The organism is Pedobacter segetis (assembly GCF_016623585.1).
Lineage (GTDB): Bacteria > Bacteroidota > Bacteroidia > Sphingobacteriales > Sphingobacteriaceae > Pseudopedobacter > Pseudopedobacter segetis.
Map to the genome: position 1 here is coordinate 1 of NZ_JAEHFY010000047.1, position 2830 is coordinate 2830.

The window sequence follows — 2830 nt, forward strand, 5'->3', positions numbered from 1 at the left end:
CCAAAGTTAACTATTCAGACAACAAATTCAAAATGTTTTCTAGTCGATTCTGTCGGGTAGTATTGGCTATAACGTTTGGCAGATTTGCGATGGGCGGGATTTTTACCACAAATGTCTATGCGGAGAACTGAACTTTCGGCTACCACTAAACTGTCTGTGGAGCACGAAACCCCGCCTATTGCAAATGTGCTGTTATAGCCAGTTTTTCTTTCGTCCATTGTCTATAAGTTTACTTTAACCACTTTCGATTTTTCAATTGTCAAGTTGTATTTCTGTCTTATTACTTCTGTAATTACGTCAATTCGTGTCCCTATCCAATACTTCCTGTTTTCTTTTGGCCATTCAGTCATTATGGCTACAAGTTTTTTGTCTATGTGTTCACCAATGGCTTTTGCTTGGGGTGGTGTAAACCAAAGTCCAGAACCACTTATTCCAAAAGGGTCTGGTCCAGTTAAAAACTGTCCTGTTGAATAGTCTTTAACTTTGTCTTTGTCGTAATGAACAATGATGTTTGAAAAGCTTTCACATTTCAGTTCGTCATACACTGATTGTTCAGCAGGCATTGTCGTGTAGATAAATGGTTTGCTTTTGATTTCATCTTTGTAAGAATTATATTTTGATTTAGAAGCTGGAAAACCAACGGAAGTATACATTGGCAATAATTTTTGTTCGTGATTTATACCAAGTTCACTTTGATTTATAAATTGATATTTGTCGCCAATTTTGTCAATGGTTTCTTGGTTTAGTTTTAAAATTGAGATGTCTATTTTGTCCTCATCTCTGTGTCCAGGTGCAATATTTTTTGTCAAGTCGCCACCCAATTTTAAAAGTTCGTGAGTGTCTATACCAACGTATATTTCATCTTCTTTGTCGTCTACAACGTGAGCTGCGGTAATTAAAAATTTTGAGCCGTCAATTTCGATAAATACTCCTGACCCGTGAGGATGAGGATTTCCATCTTTGATAACCAAATAATGACAAGTTGATTTATAAGCGTCCTTTGCCGCTTCTAATTGAATTTCTCTGTAATAGTCTAATATTTCCATATTGTTGCTGTCGTCCTAAAATTGGCTATAACGGTTTTCGGCTTGGCGATGTGGCGGATGTTTAGTACAAAAGGTCAGTAGAATTACTGCTGTTGAACCTTGCACAAATGTTTCATAGAAGCACTTCAGCCGCCATATTGCCAAACCGATGTTAGTGGCTGCCGTTCTTGTCCCACGCTTCATATACTGTCTGTTTAAATAGTTCGTCAAGTCTTGCTGTGTCTGGTTGTAAAATTTGTCCTAATGATTTTACATAGTCGCTGTAAAACTGAATTTTACTTTCAAGGAAATCGTTAAGAATTTGAATTTTAGGTTCTTCGTTAAGTTCTTCACCTGCCATTTTTCGCTTCAGCAAATTTTGTATTTCAGTCCTAACATTTTGGTCTGTTACTTGGCTGTCAAGAAGTTTACTAAATTCCATAGGAGCCATAGTATTTGTCTGCATAATCCAGTCGCAAGCAAGTATTGGTCGCAATACATAAAAGTATTTTTTTACTCTTACGTTGTCCTTTTGCAAATATTCTCTGTAATTGCCTTCTGCCATATGAAGGTAATGGTGTAAACACGATTTAGGATTGAAATATTCTATAGTCAAATCACGAAGTTTGTCCGCTGTTGAAAACTGTTTTAAGTAAACAATTGGACTTCGTAGCCACTCTAACATTGGAGGATTTGATTTTCTAAAAAGTCTTAATGCTTTTTTTAGTTCCCAGCCAGCAAGGTCAATGTCGTTCGGTAAAATCTCTTCCTGATTGTCTTTCTTGTCGTCAATTTTCAAATACCAGTCAAGTCTATGAATATAAATATATCTTACGTCCCAGTCACTGTCAGTCGAAGCAAAACCCCAAGCGCGACTACCACTTTCAACGGCATACAAAATTTTAATGTCGTGTTGAAGTTCAAGTCTTAATAGTTCTCTTTTTATTTCTTCTGTCATTGTTTACTGTGTGTCGTCATACGGTTGCCACTAACGGTTGGCTAATTTGTACTGAAATGGCATTACTTGCAAAACCATTTTCAGCCCGCACTAAACTAAGTAAAAAAGCACAAAATTTACTTAAACCACTGTCAGCCATTTTTGTACAAATTTGCGGTTATGCGTAGTTATTTTATTCATCTCCAATAATAGTAACTTTTTCAAGTTTTGCATTTTTGAAAATGAAGTCGTAGTAAGTTGATAATTCACCCAAGTCGAATTTTATTGTGTCGCAATTCGGTTTTTGAATATTTAAAATATTAGAAATTTCATTTTTATTCATTCCTATTTTTAGTCCGTTCTTAAAGTTCAAGATGTCGTTTTGAATAACACATTCTTGAATGTAAAACCATTCACTTTTTGGCTTAACCTGAAACGAAATAAATGAATTTTCTTTTTTAAATGTGTAAATTCGATATTCATAATCTTCTCCAGCAAATTCAAGTTTTGAACTGTCAACTTTTGTCCCGACTGAAAAGAACTTTAACATTTTCTGAGTTTCGAAATTCTTAAAAGAGAAAGGAAAAAGTGCTTGTTTCAAAGTGTCTTTTTCGGATGAATAATTGCAACTTTGCTCAATGGTCGGTTTTTTCTCTTCGTTAAGTGCTAAAGTAATTTTTTCTTGATAATTATTAGATTTTATATCTGTCGTTTGACAGCTAAAAAACGCTGAAGTCAGCAGAAAACAAGTTTGGATTAGTTTAGCCTTCATTGTCGGTTATAATTACGCATAACGATTGGCGAATTTGTGCAGAAATGGCATTAATTGCAAAACCATTGTCGTACTGCACTAAATTAATTAAATAAT

At 34.9% G+C, this 2830-nt stretch carries 3 protein-coding genes; all 3 read right to left on the reverse strand.

Annotated features, from left to right (window positions below; genetic code table 11):
- Nucleotides 1-221: 221 nt before the first annotated feature.
- The 3 genes from I5M32_RS16455 to I5M32_RS16465 all read right to left on the reverse strand — a co-directional run bounded on the left by I5M32_RS16455 (nucleotide 222) and on the right by I5M32_RS16465 (nucleotide 2734).
- On the reverse strand, nucleotides 222-1046 hold the full coding sequence (locus I5M32_RS16455; protein WP_200588249.1) for a serine protease family protein: 825 nt from the start codon (nucleotides 1044-1046) through the stop codon (nucleotides 222-224).
- Between the two features lie 151 nt (nucleotides 1047-1197).
- Nucleotides 1198-1983 carry a nucleotidyltransferase domain-containing protein gene (locus I5M32_RS16460; protein ID WP_234461996.1) on the reverse strand — a complete coding sequence of 262 codons (786 nt, stop codon included), beginning with the start codon at nucleotides 1981-1983 and terminating at the stop codon, nucleotides 1198-1200.
- Nucleotides 1984-2155: 172 nt separating this feature from the next.
- Entirely contained in the window at nucleotides 2156-2734 is a 579-nt protein-coding gene (locus I5M32_RS16465) for a hypothetical protein (protein ID WP_200588251.1), read from the reverse strand.
- Nucleotides 2735-2830 lie beyond the last annotated feature (96 nt).